Source organism: Glycomyces harbinensis, assembly GCF_900101745.1.
In the GTDB taxonomy this organism is placed as follows: domain Bacteria; phylum Actinomycetota; class Actinomycetes; order Mycobacteriales; family Micromonosporaceae; genus Glycomyces; species Glycomyces harbinensis.
In genome coordinates this window covers 28,380-44,415 of sequence record NZ_FNAD01000024.1, presented here as the reverse complement: position 1 = coordinate 44,415, position 16,036 = coordinate 28,380, and the positions used below count along the sequence as shown (strand labels likewise).

14 protein-coding genes are annotated in these 16,036 nt (G+C 70.4%); 1 reads left to right on the top strand and 13 read right to left on the bottom strand.

The features are described 5' to 3' along the window. Positions 1–54 precede the first annotated feature (54 nt). Positions 55–372: a hypothetical protein gene (locus BLQ63_RS26185; RefSeq protein ID WP_091040490.1), complete on the top strand. Its 318-nt coding sequence runs from the start codon at positions 55–57 to the stop codon at positions 370–372. 10 nt (positions 373–382) lie between these two features. Here BLQ63_RS26185 and BLQ63_RS26180 read toward each other — a convergent pair whose 3' ends face one another. The 13 genes from BLQ63_RS26180 to BLQ63_RS26120 all read right to left on the bottom strand — a co-directional run bounded on the left by BLQ63_RS26180 (position 383) and on the right by BLQ63_RS26120 (position 15,864). Then, a complete protein-coding gene (locus BLQ63_RS26180; protein WP_091040489.1) occupies positions 383–1,087 on the bottom strand; it encodes a YesL family protein in 705 nt (234 codons plus the stop codon). Continuing rightward, positions 1,084–1,998 (bottom strand): carbohydrate ABC transporter permease, encoded by a 915-nt coding sequence (locus tag BLQ63_RS26175; RefSeq protein ID WP_091040506.1) that lies wholly within the window; start codon positions 1,996–1,998, stop codon positions 1,084–1,086. The genes BLQ63_RS26180 and BLQ63_RS26175 overlap by 4 nt, the downstream gene beginning before the upstream one ends. Before the next feature lie 5 nt (positions 1,999–2,003). Next, on the bottom strand, positions 2,004–2,972 hold the full coding sequence (locus BLQ63_RS26170; protein ID WP_091040488.1) for an ABC transporter permease: 969 nt from the start codon (positions 2,970–2,972) through the stop codon (positions 2,004–2,006). After that, the gene (locus BLQ63_RS26165) at positions 2,969–4,573 is read right to left on the bottom strand and encodes a type 2 periplasmic-binding domain-containing protein (protein ID WP_091040487.1); all 1,605 of its coding nucleotides are present in this window, start codon (positions 4,571–4,573) and stop codon (positions 2,969–2,971) included. The genes BLQ63_RS26170 and BLQ63_RS26165 overlap by 4 nt, the downstream gene beginning before the upstream one ends. A gap of 39 nt (positions 4,574–4,612) precedes the next feature. Next, positions 4,613–6,490: a glycoside hydrolase family 127 protein gene (locus BLQ63_RS26160; protein WP_218125516.1), complete on the bottom strand. Its 1,878-nt coding sequence runs from the start codon at positions 6,488–6,490 to the stop codon at positions 4,613–4,615. Positions 6,491–6,644: 154 nt separating this feature from the next. Beyond that, positions 6,645–7,652 (bottom strand): LacI family DNA-binding transcriptional regulator, encoded by a 1,008-nt coding sequence (locus BLQ63_RS26155; protein WP_091040486.1) that lies wholly within the window; start codon positions 7,650–7,652, stop codon positions 6,645–6,647. Further along, positions 7,649–8,626 (bottom strand): LacI family DNA-binding transcriptional regulator, encoded by a 978-nt coding sequence (locus BLQ63_RS26150; protein WP_218125515.1) that lies wholly within the window; start codon positions 8,624–8,626, stop codon positions 7,649–7,651. The genes BLQ63_RS26155 and BLQ63_RS26150 overlap by 4 nt, the downstream gene beginning before the upstream one ends. A gap of 104 nt (positions 8,627–8,730) precedes the next feature. Continuing rightward, entirely contained in the window at positions 8,731–9,891 is a 1,161-nt protein-coding gene (locus tag BLQ63_RS26145; protein ID WP_177155118.1) for an ROK family transcriptional regulator, read from the bottom strand. A 250-nt stretch (positions 9,892–10,141) separates the two neighbouring features. Further along, complete coding sequence (locus tag BLQ63_RS26140) at positions 10,142–11,569, bottom strand: RICIN domain-containing protein (RefSeq protein WP_091040484.1); 1,428 nt, start codon at positions 11,567–11,569, stop codon at positions 10,142–10,144. Positions 11,570–11,698: 129 nt separating this feature from the next. Further along, entirely contained in the window at positions 11,699–12,745 is a 1,047-nt protein-coding gene (locus tag BLQ63_RS26135) for a glycoside hydrolase family 5 protein (RefSeq protein ID WP_091040483.1), read from the bottom strand. Positions 12,746–13,071: 326 nt separating this feature from the next. Then, entirely contained in the window at positions 13,072–13,629 is a 558-nt protein-coding gene (locus BLQ63_RS26130) for a hypothetical protein (RefSeq protein ID WP_091040482.1), read from the bottom strand. 238 nt (positions 13,630–13,867) lie between these two features. Then, on the bottom strand, positions 13,868–14,893 hold the full coding sequence (locus BLQ63_RS26125) for a glycoside hydrolase family 10 protein (protein WP_091040481.1): 1,026 nt from the start codon (positions 14,891–14,893) through the stop codon (positions 13,868–13,870). 20 nt (positions 14,894–14,913) lie between these two features. Beyond that, positions 14,914–15,864, bottom strand: coding sequence for an alpha/beta hydrolase family protein (locus tag BLQ63_RS26120; RefSeq protein ID WP_091040480.1), 951 nt, complete (start codon positions 15,862–15,864; stop codon positions 14,914–14,916). Positions 15,865–16,036 lie beyond the last annotated feature (172 nt).

The window sequence follows — 16,036 nt, the reverse complement described above, 5'->3', positions numbered from 1 at the left end:
TGAAGGTACGGTGAGTGGCGACCCACCGACCATCACAGATCCGGACACGCCGCCATGCTCGACCCCTTCACCGACGCACCCATTCCGCCCCAGGGCGATCGACCCCCCGAGAACGGCATCGGCATCACCGCCTTCGTCCTCGGGCTGATCGCGTTCGCCCTCCTGTGGGTGCCGATGCTCTACCTCTTGACCTGGCCCGTCAGCGTGCTGGCCGTCGTCTTCGGCGCCGTCGGCCTCAACCGGGCCCGCACCGGCATCGCCACCAACCGCAGCACCGCGGCAGGCGGGTTCTTCAGCGGGCTCGGATCGCTGATCGTCATGGTGCTGTCCTTCTTCATCTTCTTCTCGCCCGGCCCGTTCCCGCTCACCTGACGCACGGACCTCAGGCCAGCCGCGGGCCTTCCGCGCCGCTTCCTTCCACGAGGCGCGCCGCCGCAGGTCGGTCCGGGTCGTTCGGAACGGCGAGCACGCCCGATCGCCACAGCGCCGTCGTGGCGACGGCCGCGGGTGCGGCCAGGCCGAACACGGGCGCCAGGCCCGGCACCAGGTAGTAGGCGCCCAGCATGACGCCGACGCCCGCGCCCGCGAGCGCCGCCGTGGCGGGGCGACCCGCCGTCAGGATCAAGGCTCGGCGCAGGAGCGCCCGGGCGCTCTCGTCGAAGTGCGACTGCAGCGGCCAGACCAGGGCGGTGATGACGCCGAGCCAGACGCCGGCGACCGTCAGGCCGCCGGCGAGCAGCGGTCCGAGGCCGCCCAAGTCGAGGTGCTCGACGATCCGGCGGTCCAGGACGAGGAACGCCCAGCAGAGCACCAGCAGCGCGCCGAGCCGATTGGCGGCGGCGAACTCCCGGCGCCACAACGCGCCGAACTCGGCCCGCAGCCCGGCCGGCGCCGGCGCCTCGTCCCGGTTCGCGGCGGCGAGCCGGGCGTCCTTGCGCAGCACGCCGTGCAGGGCGGCCGTCGCCGGGAAGACGCCGAGCACGACCCCGCCGCGCAGGGTCCACGCCAGCCAGAGCAGGTGCAGGCACAGCAGCCGCAGGCCGAGCCCGCCGAGCCGCTGGTACCAGTCCAGGAAGGTGGTCCTCATCCCTTCACCGCCCCGATCATGACGCCCTTCTCGAAGTAGCGCTGGAGGAACGGGTAGAGCACGATCACCGGCAGTGTGGACACGACGATGACGCCGTACTTGATCTGGTCGGCGTACTGCTGGGCGTAGGACCCGGCCCCGGCGCCGCCCGCCCCGCCCGCGCCTCCGGAGAAGGCCTGGTTGGAGATGAGGATGTCGCGCAGCACGATCTGCAGCGGCTGGAGGTCGTAGTCGCGCACGAACACCAAACCGGTGAAGAAGTCGTTCCAGTGCTGCACCAGGTAGTACAGCCCGATCACCGAGAGGATCGGCATGGACAGCGGCAGCGCGATCTTCAGGAAGAACTGGAAGTAGTTCGCGCCGTCGATGGAGGCGGCCTCGTGCAGCTCGTCGGGCAGCGAGTGCTCGAAGAACGACCGGGCGATGATCAGGTTGAAGACGTTGACCGCGGAGGGCAGGACGAACACGAGCCAGTTGTCCAGCAGGTTCAGGTCCCGCAGCAGCAGGTACATCGGGATGAGCCCGCCGCTGAAGAACATGGTGAACGCGAAGAAGAACATGAGCGGCCGACGCGGCCGGAACTCCCTGCGCGAGAGGGCGAACGCGGCGGGCATCGTCACCACGAGGTTCAGCGCGGTCCCGACCAGGGCGTAGACGAGCGTGTTCCGGTAGCCGTTCCAGATGCGCTCGTCGGCGAGGATCTGCTCGTACCCGAACCAGGAGAGGTCGCGCGGCACGAGCCAGACCCGCCCGGTGGCGACCATCGTCGGATCGCTGACGGAGGCGATCACCACGAAGTAGATCGGGTACAGGGCCAAGAGCAGCACCAGGACGCAGCACAGCGCCAGGAGGGCCTTGAACACGAGGTCGCCGGGGGTGTCGCGGCGGAGGGCGGCGAAGGGTCTCTGCATCTGGCTCACCACAGACTCGTGTTGGAGACGCGCTTGGCGATCTGGTTGGCGACCATCAGGAACGCGAAGTTGATGAGGGTGTTGAACAGCCCGATCGCGGTGGCGTAGCTGAACTGGTTGGAGAGGATGCCGATCTTGTAGACGTAGGTCGCTATCACTTCGGAGACCCCGAGGTTGAGGGGGTTCTGCATGAGGAAGATCTTCTCGAAGCCGGTGTTGAGCACGTTCCCCATGTTCAAGATGAGCAGCACGATCATCGTGGGCACCAGCGCCGGAACGTCGATGTGCCGGATGATGCTGAACCGTCCGGCGCCGTCGATCTTCGCCGCCTCGTAGAGCTGCGTGTCCACGCTCGCGAGCGCCGCCAGGTAGATGATGCTGTTCCAGCCGGCGTGCTGCCACACGTCGGAGATCACGTAGACGGGTACGAACGCGCTCGCGCTGCCGAGGAAGTTGGCGCCGTCCACGCCGAACAGGCCCACGAGGCGCGTGATCAGGCCCGAGCTCGGGGAGAGGAACACGTGGAGCATGCCGACGATGACCACGATCGAGATGAAGTGCGGCAGGTAGGTGGCGGTCTGGAGGAACTTCTTGCGGCGCCGGCCGAGCACCTGGTTGACCATGAGCGCCAGCGTGATCGGGGCGATGAAGCCCGCGACGAGCGTGCTCATGCTGATGACCACGGTGTTGCGCAGCAGGGTCCAGAACTGGGGGCTGTCGAAGAACTGCTGGAAGTACTTGAGCCCGACCCAGTCGCCGCCGGTGATGCCGGCGGCGAAGTCGAACTCGCGGAACGCCAGCTGCAGGCCGTACATGGGCACGTAGGCGAACACCGCGACGAACGCGATCGCCGGGGCGAGCATCACCCACAGCTGCCAGTACCTGCGCAGGTGCCGGGCCGGCCGGGACCCGGCCCGCCGGGGAGCGCGCGCGGCGCCTCCCCCGGCGGGCCGGACAGTGGTCGCGGAGGTCATCCCTGGCTCGCCAGGTACTCGTCGTAGTAGCGCTGGTGGATCTCGACGGCCTCGGTCAGCCCGAGCCCTTCGAGTTGCGACACGTAGTCGTCCCATTCGGACTCGACGCCGCCTTCGGTGATCCAGGTGGCCCACCGCTGCATGGCCTGTCCGAGGATGTCGGTGTGGAGCAGGGCGAGACTGCTGGAGTCCTCGGCGCTCATCTTGACGAGTTCCCCGGGCCAGATGTCGGAGGCCGGGTCGATGTTCGCGAGGGCGTCCGTCAGCGGCGCCTCGTCCTCCACCGCCTCCTGGATGTCGGTCGGCAGCGTGACCTCGATGTCGTCGCGGATCCAGCCGGGGCTGTTGTCGGCGAGCGTGGTCGTCCACTTCCAGGAGGACGAGTCGAGGGTCTCGTCGGCCGGGGGCAGCACGGTGTACGCGTTGTTCCCGAGCTCCTCGATGTTCTCCCCGAAGTCGCCCCAGAGCGCCTGGAGGGAGAGGTCCTGGTCGTAGAAGGCGTCGATCACCTTCAGTGCGGCGTCCTTCTTCTCGCTCTGGGCGGACATGGTGATCGTGTTGAGGCCGTAGTTGAGGGAGTAGGAGTCGTACGTCCAGGCGAGGTCGTCGGCGCTCATGGAGGCGTCGGCGGCGAGCGGGGCGATGGGGGCGTACTGGTCCGCGAGCTGGGGGCCGAAGCGGTCCGAGGCGGTCCAGCCCCAGGAGAACCCGACCTTGGCGACGTCGCCGTCGCCGCGGCCCACGGACTGGTAGGCCGAGTAGTCCTGGGTCATCACGTCCTGGCTGACGAGGCCGTCGGCGTAGAGCTCGTGCAGGAACGACACGAGTTCCATGTAGCGGGGGTCGGTGAGGAAGTTGCCGACCTCGCCGTTCTCCACGAAGTAGCCGGAGCCGCCGCCGTTGGTCGTGGGCAGTCCGAGGCTGCCGAGGAACACGGTGGGCTGGAAGTACCCGAAGCCGCCCTCGCCTGCCGGGGACCAGTCGACGGGAATCTCGTCGTCGGGGTCGCCGTTGCCGTTGGCGTCCTCGTTCTTGAAGGCGAGGAGGACTTCGTGCAGTTCGTCCCAGGTGGTCGGCTGCTCGAGGCCGAGGTTGTCGAGCCACTGCTGGTTGACGTACTGGCGGGTGGCGGTCTGGGGCCAGAAGCGGCGGTAGGAGGGGACGGAGAAGACCTCGCCGTCCGGGCGGGTGGCCATGAGCTCGGTCTCGGGCAGCGCGTCGAACATGGCCTGCACGTTGGGGAGCGAGTCCATGTCGTCGCCGAGGTCTTCGAAAAGGCCGGTGAAGGTGACCATGTCGGCGTCGGTGATGGCGTTGGTGCCGATGATGAGGTCGGGGATGTCGCCGGCGGCGAGCATCGTGGACTTCTTCTGGTCCCAGTCGGCCGAGACCTCTTCCCATTCGATCGGGATGCCGGCGGCGTCCTCGAGCTCGTCGACCCAGGCCATGTCGGCCATGGGCCCGGTGAGCGCGTGCTTGACGACGAGGATGTGCAGGGCGTTGTCGTCCTCACCGCCGCCGCCGCAGGCGCTCAGCAGCAGCGCCGCTGAGGCGATTCCGGCGAGGGCGGCGGTCCCTCTGCGTTCGGTCGTGTGGGTCAAGACTCCTCCTTGAGTCGGGGGATCGGGCGGGGATCGGTGTCAGACGGCGGGCAGCCATACGCGCATGGCGTCGCCGCCTCGGTTGCCCCACTGGGCGAACGGGACGGCGGTGACCGTCACCGGGCGGGGGGCGTCCGGGTTCCGCGGGGGCCCGTAGAGGCCGGGCGCGGAGGGCCGGACGGCGGCGGGGAACGTGAGGTGGGGCGACCCGTCGTGTTCGTCGAGCGGCGCGCCGGCGTCGACCAGCACGTCGTCCAGCGCCACGTCGGCGGGCAGGTCGACCTGCTCGACGCAGTAGACGACCGGGCCGCGTTCGATCGCGGCGCTGCCGCGGAGCGCGTCAGCGCGGTGGTGGGCGCGGGTCCAGCGCGGGGCGAGGTCGAAGGACAGGGTGGTCTCGGCGGTGAGGCGCAGGCGCAGGTACCCGTCGTCGTCGGGCGCGGTCGCGGTGCCGTCGAGGAGCGCGGTGGGCGACCAGCTCGGGACGCGGAGGGCGAGGTCGAGCCCTTCGGAACCGGTGAGCCGCAGGCGGACCCGGCCGTCGGCGGGGTAGGCGGTGTCGACGCGGAGGGTGCCGCCGCCGAGGGAGTCGGGCACGTCGATCTCGGCGTCGGCGTACAGGTGCAGGGCGAGTTCGCCGTCCGCGACGGTGGCCACATAGGACCCGAGCTGAGCGGTGAGCCGGGCCAGGTTCGGCGGGCAGCACGCGCAGGAGTACCAGGACTGGCGCTCGCGCGGGGCGTGCCCTTCGGAGAGGCGGTCGGGCCGCAGGTGCAGCGGGCTGGCGTAGAAGAACCTGGTGCCGGTCGCGTCGACCGCCGCGGCGAGGGCGTTGTGCAGTTCGCGTTCGATGGCCTCGGCGTAGCCGGCCGCCGAGCGGTCCCCCGCGAGGAGCATCCGCCAGTTGAAGTGGACGTCGGCGATGGTCGCGCAGGTCTCGGCGTAGGCGCGGTCCGAAGGCAGTTCGTAGTCGTCGCCGAAGGCCTCGCCCTGGTGGCGGGCCCCGAAGGCGCCGGTGAGGTACATCTTGCGCTCGTGCACGCTGTCCCACTGGGCGTGCATCGCCTCCAGCAGCGCCCGTTCGCCGGTCTCGAGGTAGACGTCGGCCGCGCCGGCGTTGAGGTACAGCTGGCGCACCGCGTGCCCGACGGCGCTGCGCGCCTCGCGGACCGGGGCGTGGTCCTGGAAGTACTCGGCGCCGAGGTGGCCGGTCTTGAGCAGTCCGCGGCCGCGCAGGTCGATCATCCGCGCCGCCAGGTCGAGATAGCGCCGCTCGCCGGTGTGCCGGTAGAGCTCCACGAGGGCCGTCTCGATCTCGGGGTGGCCGCAGATGCCGTCCTTGCGTCCGGGGCCGAACTCGCGGTCCACGAGGTCGGCGAAGGCGCGGGCGATCGCGAGCAGGTCGCCCCGGCCGGCGGCGCGGTCGAGGGCGACAGCAGCCTGGATCAGGTGCCCGAGCGCGTACATCTCATGCGCCCCTTCGAGGTCGGCGAACCGCTCCTTGGCGGGGTCGGCCTGGACCCAGGTCACCAGGTAGCCCGAGGGCTCCTGCACGCGTGCGATGAGGCCGATCGTCTCGTCGAGCCAGGCGTCCCACGCGGTCGTGCCGGTGCGGGCGATCTCCCAGGCGGCGGCTTCGATCGTCTTGTACACGTCCGTGTCGGCGACGAAGCCGGGGTTCTCGGCGTCGGACTCGCCGAGCACGCGCCGGAAGTGGTCCAGGGCCGGTCCGAGGTGCTCGATGCAGTGGGCGATGGTGGCGGCGGCGTTGCGCTCCTGCATCGCGCCGAGAGGTCCGGCCGGGTGCAGACGCACCGAGCGGAGGTCCAGCGGCCGGTGCCGGGCCGCGGCCCCGACCGGGGCGGCGGGGGTGCGGATCTGGTCGGTCGCAGTGGCCGCTACCAGGGGATCGGTCACTTCATCTCCTTGAGGGTGTCATGAGGTCCAACCGAATATAGGCACGCACTTCAGCGTTGTCAATAGAAAGACATCTACGGATGTGAACGTGAACCACGGCAGCCCGGAGGGCGCCTTGGCATCGAAGTGCTTGGATTCGGGCGGACCGCCGCCGTCAGCGGGGCACGCCGGAGGACGCCCGCGGGATCAGGTGCGCGCCGGTCTGACGCACCCGGGGCGGCCCCGCCTCGCCGCCGAGGCGGTCGACCATCATCCGCACGGCCGCGTCGACCATGGCCTCGTGCTCTGGGCTCACCGTCGTCAAGGGAGGGACCGTGAACTCGGCCTCGTCCGTGTCGTCGAAGCCGGTCAGCGCGACGTCGTCGGGGACGCGCACACCGCCCACGCGCAGGGCCCGCAGCGCGCCGACCGCCACCGAGTCGTTGATGCACAGCACCGCGTCGAAGCGGGCCCCGGAGGCCAGCAGACCGGTCATCGCCTCGAAGCCCGGGGCGCGCCAGTCCCAGTCCGAGCCGGCGGCCATGAGCGCCGGGTCCGGTTCCAGGCCGTACTCGGCGAGCGCCTCCTCGAAGCCCTCGAAGCGGCGGCCTTCCGGTCGGCCGCTCTGGGTCGCGTTCCACACCAGGGCGAGCCGCCGCCGGCCGGTGTCCAGGAGGTGGCGGGTGACGGCGCTGAAGCCCTCCCGCTCCCCCATGACCACGGTGTCGAGCAGGCCGGTGGGCCGGCTCCCGAACTGCACCACGGGCCGGTCGGGGGCCATGCCGCCCAACACCTCCGTGTTGATGAAGTGCGGGAGGACGATCACCCCGTCCGCGTCGGCCGTCGTCCCGCCGAACACCGCCTCCCGCTCGGACGCCGCGTCCGGGGCGATGCGCAGCGTGCTGGTGAGACCCCGGTCCGCGAGCGCCAGGATCAGCCGCTCGGCGTTCTCGGCGTAGTAGGGCTGGTGGAGGTTCGGCACGACCACCGCGATGCGCCCGGTCCCGCCGCCGGCCAGCGCCCGGCCCGCGCGGTTCACGCGGTAGCCGACGGACGCGACCGCCTGCCACACCCGCTCCTGGGTCGCCTTCGACGCGAGCGGGCGGCCGCGGAGCACGTTGGAGACGGTCTTGGGCGACACCTGCGCCACGGCGGCGACGTCCGCCAAGGTGGGCCGCTTCATCGCGCACCCGCCGCCGAGGTCGACTCCCGCTGGACCAGCGTGACCGGGACGGCCACGGACGAGGGCGCCCGGTCGGTGCCGGCGAGGCGGGCCGCCACGAGGTCGACGGCGTTGCGCGCCAAGGAGACCGTGTCAGGGTCGATGGTGCTCAGCGACGGCGTGCTGAACCGGCCCTCGTCCAGGTCGCCGTAGCCGATGACCGCGACCCGGCTGGGCACCTCGACGCCGGCGGCGTGCAGGCCTGCCAGCGCTCCCAAGGCGATCTCGTCGGTGCCGCAGATGAGCGCGTCGACGCCGGGGTGCTCGACCAGGGCGCGCTGGGCCGCGCGGTAGCCGGCGACGCGGCCGACCTCGCCCCGGCCCGGATCGACGCGGGCGATCCCGTGCTCCTCCTCCCGCTCGGCCAGCGGTCCCGGCCCGATGCGCACGGCGCGGTGGCGTCCCATCACGCGCATGTGGCGCAGCGCGAGCTGCGCGCCCTGGTCGAGGTCCGCGTACACCGTGTCGGTGCCGTCCACAAGGGTGCCGGAGGTCCACCGCGTGACGTTCAGGCGGACCACCGGACCGTCGGCGGCGGCGATCACCTCGGCGGGGAGTTCGTGGGCGTCCACGGCCAGCAGTGCGTCGAAGGTGTGCCCGCGCTGGGCGGCGACCGAGGCGAGGCGCGCGGGGTCGTCGAGCGTGGGTTCCACCGCGGCGTGCAGGCCGTGTCGGTCCAGTTCCATCACCAGCCGCTCGACGACGGCGGCGAGGAGGGGGCGGCGCAGCTCGGCGACGGCGATGCCGATGACGCCGGTGCGCCCGGTGCGCAGGGTCCGGGCCGACGCGTTCGGGGTCCAGCCGAGTTCGGTGATCGCGGCACGCACCTGGGCCCGGGTTTCGGGGCGGATGTGCGGCTCGTCGTTGACCACGCGGGACACCGTCTTCACCGAGACGCCCGCACGCTCGGCGACCTCCCGCATCGTCACTCGCATGCGGATCAGCGTAGCCGGGCCCGCCGCGGGGCTCCTGCCGCTGACGCCGGGAGGCGTACGGCGAGGACGAGATGCGGCGCCTGCGGGCCCGGCCGCGCGGGCCGTCAGAGCCGCGCCCGCGAGCCGACGGATTTGATGCGGTTGAGGTGCCCTTCCAGTGCGAGGGCCGCCGCGCCGAGGATGACCATGTTGCGGCTCTGCTCGTCGAGTTTGATGCGGAGCGCGCCGAGCGCCGATTCGAGCACGTGGTCGGGGAGGCGGCGCCGGAGTTCGGGGAGCAGCGCCTCGCCGAGGGCGTCGGAGACCCAGCCGGTGAAGACCACGAGGTCGGGGTTGACGAGGTTGACGAAGTTCGCGACGCCGAGCGCCAGGTCGCGGGCGACGGCCTCGATGGTGCGCACCGCGGGCTCCTCGCCCGTCTTCCAGTCGGCCGCAAGGGCTTCGATCGCGCTCTCCTGCGTCTCCCATTCGCGGTCGCAGCCCATGGCGGCCCATTGGCGGAGGATGCCGGGGGCGCCGATGCGCGCTTCGATGCATCCGCGGCGGCCGCATCGGCAGACGGGCCCGTTCGGGTCGATGGTGGTGTGGCCCCACTCCCCCGCCGAGTTGGTGGCCCCGCGGTAGAGCTTCCCGTCGAAGGCGAGGCCCACGCCGACGCCGGTGCCCAGGACGACGACCGCGAGGCGCTCGACGCCGAGGCCGTCGCCGAACCACAGTTCGCCGGCCGTCACGGTCTTCAGCGAGTTGTCGAGGTAGATGGGCGCGTCGAGTCCGAGCCGCTCGGCGAGCAGTTCCTTGAAGGCGACGTCGCGCCAGTTCCAGTTCGGGTTGGACACGGAGATGCCCCCGGCGACGTCGACCTGGCCGGGCAGGCTCACGCCGAGTCCGAGGATCTCGCGGTCGGCGAGCACTTCGCGGACGGCCGCCATGCCGGAGGCGATGTGGTCCAGGAGTTTCTCGGGCGTGTCCTCGGCCAGGTCCACCTGCTCCTCGATCCGGAACAGCACCTGCAGGGCAAGGTCGTAGGCCTCGAACTTGACGTAGGTCGTGGCGACGTCGACGCCGATCAGGACCCCGCCGTCGGTGTTGGGGCCCAGGAGCATCCGGGGCCGGCCGCCGCCGGAGTCCTCCAGGCCGGCCTCGACGACCACGCCGAGGTCGATCAGCTCGGTCACGAGGTTGGAGACGGTGGCGACGCTGAGGCCGGTCTTCTTGGCCAGGTCCGGCCGCGAGGAGGGGTGGTCGGCCAGGAGGTGCCTGAGCATCGAGAAACAGTTTCGAAGGCGGATGTCGCGCGAGGGGGACTGCATGCAAGGAAGCCTACGCGGATCCGGACCCTTTGCACATGGGTTGTACGAAGCGTTGCGGGCACGGCCATCGCTGAACGGTTTCGACGCCGCGGGCGGCGCGTTCGGAGGGGTCGGCGACGTGGCGGGCCGCGTCGCCGGAGGCCGGTGAGGCCCGCAATCGCGCGGGCGTCACCGGACTCCGGCGACCTGCGGCCGGTAGGGGTTCCTACACGGTCCACTGCTGGTTGGTGCCGCCGTAGCAGTCGTACTGCTGGAGGCGGGCGCTGTTCGCGGTCGAGGACGAGACGACGTCGAGGCACTTCCCCGAGTGCCGCGCGACGATCTCGACGTAGCCGCCGATCGTGCGCAGCTGCCATTGCTGGTTCGTGCCGCTCCCGCAGGTCCACTGGATGACTCGGGCGTTGTTGGCGGTCGAGGCGCCGTCGACGTCGAGGCACTTGCCGGACGACTGGGAGGCGATCCTGTAGTAGCCGCCTCCCGTGGCGGTCAACTGCCACTGCTGGTTCGTGCCACCGTGGCAGTCGTACTGGATGATCTCCGCTCCGTTCGCCGTGGAGCCGTTCACGACGTCGAGGCACTTGCCGGAGTTGCGGTTGACGACGTCCGCGACCTGGCCGCCGCCACCGCTGCCGGTGACCTGGCCGGTCGCGGTGTCGATGGTGATCTGGGCGTGCCAGTCCAGGGCCAGCGTCGAGTTCGACGGGAAGCGCAGCGGGAGCCACACGTAGCCCGACTCGTTCGGCGTCCCGCCCCAGGCGCCCGCCCACCGGTCGCCCATGTACAGATAGGACGTCGTCTGGGAGCCGGCGATCTCGAGCACGTAGGTCGACTGGGATTCGTAGGTGGTGGCGTTGCCGAGGTTCTGCCAGCCGCTCCACGAACCCGACGCGAAGTTCGCGGTGGTGGCGTACTTCGTCTGGTTCGGGTTCCAGCCGGTGGCCCCGGAGGTGATCAGGAAGTACGTGCCGCCGCGTTTGAAGACCGCGGGGGCCTCGCGGTGGTCGCCGACGAACTGGTGCACGAGCGCCTCGACGCTGAGGTAGTCGTCCGAGAGGCGGTAGATGTGCAGGTCGTAGTTCTCCCGCGCCGCCGAGATGAGGTAGGCGGTGCCGTCGGTGTCGACGAAGACGGTGGAGTCGCGCGACATGTGGCCGAGGGGCCGGAACGAACCCCGGTAGGTGTAGTCGCCGTCGATGGTGTCGGAGACGGCCACGGCCACTTCGGCGTCGCCGTAGTCGGACCCGTTCTCCTTGTGCGCCCACATGACGTAGTGGTCGAACTCGGCGTTGTAGACGACCTTCGGCCGTTCAATGTTGGCCGGGTCGAGCTCGGGGTGGGAGTCGCGGGTGAGGATGTCGTTGGCGTGGGTCCAGTTGACCATGTCGGTCGAGCGGTACATGGAGACCGCCTGGAACAGCGAGCTTCCGCTCCTGCGCTGCTCGCCGACCATGTAGTAGTAGTCGCCCTCCTTGATGACGCCGCCGCCGTGGGCGTGCATCGGGGAGCCGTTCGTCGTCGTGATCGGACCGCCGTTGTCGAAGGTCTGCGGGGCCGCCTGCGCGGGCGCGACGCCCAGCGCGAGCAGCAGTGACGCCGCTGCGCAGACGAATGCGGCCTTCCATGCCGTTCTCATGAGGTCGTTCCTTTCTCGTGGCTCGGTCTCTCAGCGATCAGGGGCACCCGGGGCCGTCGAGCGGTGCTCGGCGCGCGACGGCCCCGGGGTCGCCGTCCGCCGCGTGTCGTCAGCGGACGGCGTGCGTGGCTACAGGCCCCAGCCGTGCCGGAGGCGGTCGGCGCCGGACTGGTTGCGAATGGAGAGGTTCAGGTTGGTGCCGCTGCCGCTCAAGGCGAACATGGAGTACCAGTCGTAGCCGATGTTGCCGGTCTTGCCGCCGAGCGCGGGCCAGTAGGTGCTGCCCATGCCCTGCTCGCGCATCTCGTCGGTGACGGCGCGGATGTGGTTGACGAAGTTGTCGGTGCCGGCGGTGCTGTGGTAGTTCAGCCCGTTGTTCATCGGCGCGCCGAACTCGGTCATGACCGCGCGGGAGGCGCAGTTGCCCAGGCGGGCCTCGAAACCGTTGCGGTGAGCCCAGTAGTCGCGCTCGGCGTAGAAGAAGGCGTAGTCGTGGATCGACAGCATGGTCCCGTTGAAGCGGCTGTCGCCGCAGATCGGGCGCAGGTCCTGGCTGTAGCCGGTGCCGCCGATGAGGGCTCGCGCGTCCGGAGCCGAGTAGTGGTAGTCGAGCCAGTCGGCGGCCACGTCGCGCCACTCGGCGGAGCTGTAGCCGTGCGGCTCGTTCATCGGCTCGAAGTAGACCCGGCTGTTGGAGCCGTACTGGTTCGTCACCTTGGACCACATGGTGTTGAACGCGGCCATGTTGGTGATGCGCCCGCCCGAGGCCGCGCCGTCCTCCCAGTAGGCGAGGATGACCTTGAAGCCGCGGTCGGTCGCGGCGTCGATCGCACCCCGGTAGGCGTTCCACCAGTTCGAGGAGACGGTGTGGGTGTTGATCGGCAGGCGCACGGTGTTGGCGCCGACCGTCGAGGCCATGTCGTCGTAGACCGCGTTGGCCTTGGCGCGCACGGTGTCGTAGCTGTCAGAGCTGCTCAGGCCCTGGACGACGAGCGGGCTCGTGCTGAAGTTGTCCCCCAGCTCCGCCCAGTTGAAGCCCTTGAAGGAGTTGGTGGCCGCGCCGGCGGGCGAGGCGCTCGTCAGAGCGACCATCGGCATCAGCACCAGGGAGGCGATGATCGTGAGCAGCAGGTGGCGAAGCCGCCGGCCCGGTCGAGCGTGCTGTTCGGAACTCATGGTGTCGTCCTGTCTCGTGCGGCAGTGCACGTGCAAGCGTGTGGATCGCGGTGACGGTGATGCGGGACGTCGCGCCACCCCTCCCTTCGTCGGCGGCGACTCATCGAGTTAACGATCACATCGGGGCGCTGCTACGAGTGGCGCGCAACGAGATCGACCGTCGAACGGCGAGCCGCGGATGCCGGGTCCGCGCCTGTCGGGGTCGGCAAGCGGCGAGATGTTTCCATCACGGTAACGACAACCCATAGATAAAGTCAAGACTTTCGATGTCTTGTTCCTCGTTCGGCCTTCATGGCGGGGAATGCCCGCAGCAAGGGCTTCGGCGTTCAGGCGGCGTCGGCGACTATGGCGTCCGCTTGTTCGGCCAGGTCTTCGAGGAAGGCGTCCGCGTCTCCGGTCGACTGGGCCGCGGGGTCGATCCAGCAGAACACCGAGACGGTGAACCTGCCGAGCACGAACATGATCTGGCGCTTCTGCGGCTCGTCCTCGCCGCCCTGCACGTAGTGGAAGCCGGACTCGCCGGCGTCCGGGAAGTCGGTGACGCTGCCCGCGTGCGAGGTCCACCAGGACTTCTCGTCCAGCCAGAACTGGTCGGCGGATTCGGCACTGGCCCAGGCGTCCACGGCGATGCCGGCGCCGTCCGCTCCACTGTGTCTCCAGGTGCAGGTCAAGTTGCCGGTGCCGGTGCCGCTGTAGCCGTCGGCGGCGGTCTCGTCGGGATCGGGGGCGGTGCCGAAGAGGTCCTCGTACGAGGCGAGGTCGAACCGCTCGCAGGTCTCGTCGGCGAGCACGGCGCCGCCCGGGCCGTCGGCGACCTGCCCGAGGACGAGCAGTGTCGCGGCCATGGCGACCGCGAGCGACACGACCACGGTGCCGCCGACCATCCAGAGATTCCGCTGCCGTTGCGGCGGAGGGGGAAGGACACTGTGGTACAAGGACGCTCCTCCGGGTGCTCCCCGTACGCACGCGGGGACGGCACCCATCAGACCGCGGAATCGCCCCGACGGCCAGGGGCGGTTGGAATCCGTTGGAATCTCCGGATGCGCCTCGGGGGGAAGCTCGCCTGTGGACCGAAGCGGCGGACGCGGGCTTCGGCCCGCGTCCGCCTTGGGAGGGTGTCGCTCACGCGGCGTTCAGGGCGTCGAGCACGGCCTGGTACGCCTCCTTCTTCTGGTAGTTCCCGTCGAAGAGCAGCGGGGTCTCCTCGCCTCGCCACGAGTACTTGTCGGTGATGCCCCAGACGGTGATGCCGGTGCACCGGTCGACGTTCATGCACGCTTCGGTGACGGCCCGGTACACGTCGGCCTGGGCCGAGCCCGAGCCGCCGACGTCGAGCTCGGTGATCTCGACGTCCACGCCGAGGTCGGCGAAGCGCTGCAGGTTCTCCTGGTAGGAGCTGAGATCCGCACCGGTGCTCAAGTGCGTCTGGAAGCCGACGCAGTCGATCGGGACGCCGCGGGCCTGGAAGTCGACGACCATGTCGTAGATCGCGGTGCTCTTGGCGTTGATCCCGTCGGTGCTGTAGTCGTTGTAGCAGAGCTTCGCGTCGGGGTCGGCCGCGTCGGCGGCGCGGAACGCGTCCTCGATCCAGCCGTCCCCCAACTGGGTCTGCAGGTTCGACTGGCGACGCGAACCGTCCCCTTCGAAGGCCTCGTTGACCACGTCCCAGGAGCTGATCTGCCCCTGGTAGTGGCCCGCGACGCCGGCGATGTGACCGGTCATGGCGTCGTGCAGGGCCTGGCCGGCGAGGCCCTGGACCCAGCCCGGCTGCTGGGCGTGCCAGACGAGCGTGTGGCCGCGGACCTCCATGCCGTGCTCCTGCGCCAGCGCGACGAGCTGGTCGCCGCCGGAGAAGCTGAACTGGCCCCGGCTGGGTTCGGTGGCGTCCCACTTCATCGCGTTCTCGGCCACGATGCTGTTGAACTCCGAGGTCAGCGTGTTGGAGTAGCCCTCCTCGCCGAGGAAGTTCGGCGCGATGGCGGCGCCGAAGTACCGGCCGCTCTCGGCCGCCGAGGCGCCGAGGGTGTCCGCCGCGGAGGCGCTGCCGGCGAACGTCAGCGCCCCGACCGCGGCGAGTCCCGCTGCGGCCGTGACGGCCGCGGCCGCGGTGATCCTGCGGCGCAGGCGCCGTACTGGGTTGTCTGTCATGGCTCTTCCTTCTCCGTAGGTCATCCGCTGATGGCGAGTTCGGCGTCCCAGACGAGGCCCGGGGCGGCGGCGTCCTGTGCGAGGCGGTCGCGGGCGGCGGTGTCGCCGTAAAGGCTCCATCGCATCCAGTCCACATAGGTGGCGACGGTCGCGTCGTGGTTGGCGTCACCCCAGATGTACTCGTCGTGGCCGATGCCCTGATGGGTCAGGAACGCCTTCGGCGCCGGCAGCTCGCCGTACGCCTGGCGCGCCAGACCGTACTGGCAGATCGGGTCCTGGTCGCCGTGGACGAACATGACGTTGGCCGACACGGAGCCGGCGGGGTTCCCCATGTCCACGCAGGCGAACGGGACCGCGGCGGCGATCCGGTCGTCGGGCCACGCGGTCAGCAGCCCGTGGGTCGTCATGCCGCCCAGGGAGTGTCCGGCCACGCCGACGCCCGCGTCGACGTCGATGCGCCCGGCGAACGGGTCGCCCGAGGCGTCGTTCAGCGCGAGCGTCCGCGTGATGACCTCGGAGACGTCCATCGACTGGTTGCCGTTGTAGACGTCGCCGATGTTGCCCTCGGTGCCGCTCGAGGTGGTGGGGAAGACCGGTGCGGGGACGATGAAGCCGGCCGCGGCGAGCGGGCGCACCAGCGGCGCGTAGCTCTCGGGATTGCCGCCGAGGCCGTGGCTGAACTCGCAGACCGGGAAAGCGCCGTCGGCGATCGGGGCGTCCCGCACCGGCTCGCCGCCGGGGCTGCCCGTGGCGGGGTAGAAGATGCGGGTGGTGAGGCGGCGGTCGCCGCGGCTCCAGCCGAACTCGCGCACGCCGATCGCGAACGGCTCGGTCGGCGCGTCCTGGAAGGGCGCGGGGCGGGGTCCGCTCAGCGGATCGCTGAGGGCGTGCCGGGCGCCGAGCAGGGACGCGCTCGCGGTGGCGGCTCCGGCGAGACCGAGGCCGAGGACGGTTCGTCGTCGCAGTGTCATGACACGGCTCCTCGGCGGCCCTGGGTCGCGGGGCCGGGCGAGACGTGCGGAGCAGCGGCGTACCGGGAGCCGATGTTCGGGCCTGCGTCCACGAGGGACCGTGGCGCGGTGGAATCCGGTTTGCGGAGCATCGTTCGACTCTCTCCTTCGTTCGAAACTTTCGGAGAATATT